Origin of the sequence: Dietzia sp. B44 (assembly GCF_014145245.1) — a bacterium.
GTDB classification, from domain to species: Bacteria; Actinomycetota; Actinomycetes; order Mycobacteriales; family Mycobacteriaceae; genus Dietzia; species Dietzia natronolimnaea.
In genome coordinates, this window is the sequence record NZ_JAALEF010000272.1 from 1 (window position 1) to 1,617 (window position 1,617).

Annotated in this window: 1 protein-coding gene and 1 pseudogene; both read right to left on the minus strand. The window is 71.1% G+C overall.

From position 1 onward, the window contains the following. Window positions 1-55: 55 nt before the first annotated feature. Window positions 56-1,276, minus strand: coding sequence for an acetyl-CoA C-acetyltransferase (locus G6017_RS09635; protein ID WP_182617132.1), 1,221 nt, complete (start codon window positions 1,274-1,276; stop codon window positions 56-58). Between the two features lie 33 nt (window positions 1,277-1,309). Further along, window positions 1,310-1,617: pseudogene (locus tag G6017_RS09640) on the minus strand (SGNH/GDSL hydrolase family protein); the annotation flags it as partial.

The following is a 1,617-nucleotide window of genomic DNA, read 5'->3' on the forward strand; positions in this document are numbered from 1 at the left end:
GGGACGCCGGGGCGCGGGCGCCGGGGCGCGCGCGATCAGGCCGCGCGGGCGGGGATCAGCTCAGGCGCTCGAGCACCATCGCCATGCCCTGGCCACCGCCGACGCACATGGTCTCGACGCCGAACTGCTTGTCCGCGGCCTGCAGGTTGTTGATGAGCGAGGCGGTGATGCGGGCGCCGGTCATGCCGAACGGGTGGCCGAGCGCGATCGCGCCACCGTTGATGTTGAGCTTGTCCTCCTCGATCCCGAGCTCGCGGGCGGAGCCGAGTACCTGGACGGCGAACGCCTCGTTGATCTCGAACAGGTCGATGTCGGACACCGACTTGCCGGCGATCTTCAGGGCGTTCTTGACGGCCTGGATCGGGCCGAGGCCCATGATCTCCGAGGACAGGCCCGAGACGCCGGTGGACACCACGCGCGCGAGCGGGGTGAGGCCGAGCTCCTTGGCCTTGGTGTCGCTCATGATGACGAGCGCGGCGGCGCCGTCGTTGAGCGGGCAGCAGTTGCCGGCGGCGATGGTGCCGTCGGGGCGGAAGACCGGCTTGAGCTGCGAGATCTTCTCGTAGGTGGTGCCGGGCCGCGGGCCGTCGTCGGTGGAGACCACGGTGCCGTCGGGCATGGTGACCGGGGTGATCTCGTTGGCGAAGTGGCCGTTCTCGACGGCGGCGACCGCGCGGGTCTGCGAGCGCACGCCCCAGTGATCCTGCTCCTCGCGGGTGATGCCGGTCATCTGCGCGACGTTCTCGGCGGTCTGGCCCATCGGGATGTAGACGTCCGGCAGCAGGCCGTTCTCGCGGGGGTCGGTCCACGTCTCGGCGCCACCCTCGGCGCGCGTGCCGGTGCGGGCCTCGGCGTCGGCGAAGAGCGGGTTGTGGGTGTCCGGCCAGTGGTCGGAGGTGCCCTTGGCGAAGTTGGTCACGGTCTCGACACCGGCGGAGATGAACACGTCACCCTCGCCGGCCTTGATCGCGTGCAGCGCCATGCGGGTGGTCTGCAGCGAGGAGGAGCAGTAGCGGTTGACCGTGGTGCCGGGGACGGTGTCCAGTCCGGCGAGCACGGAGACGACACGGCCCATGTTGAAGCCCTGCTCGCCGCCCGGCAGGCCGCAGCCCAGCATGAGGTCGTCGATCCGGGTGGGGTCGAGCGACGGGACCTTGGCGAGGGCCGCTGTCACCATCTGCGCGGCGAGGTCATCCGAGCGGATACCCACGAGGGATCCCTTGTTGGCGCGCCCGATGGGCGAGCGGGCGTACGAGACGATCACGGCTTCCGGCATGGAAGGCTCCTTCGTTGCGGTGGATACTCGGTGCTAGGTGTGGTCGGGGGTGAGTTCCGGGGCGGACAGGTCCCGGGTGGGGCGGGTCAGGCGCAGGATGCGGCTCCGGCGGCGGAGGGTGTCCGCCGCCTCGCGGGCATCGCCCGTGCTCTCCGGATCGCCGTCCACGCCCTCATTATGCAGGTACGTGTTCTCGTCGAGGTCCTCCGCGTCCTCGTGGGTACGGACGAAGTCGGTCAGTCGCTTGGTCAGCCGGGCGACGACCGACTCGCGGTGCTCGTCGTCCGCGCCGTCCGCGGCCGCCTCGGCGGCGGTCTCCGCGTCCTCGGCGGCGCGCTCGG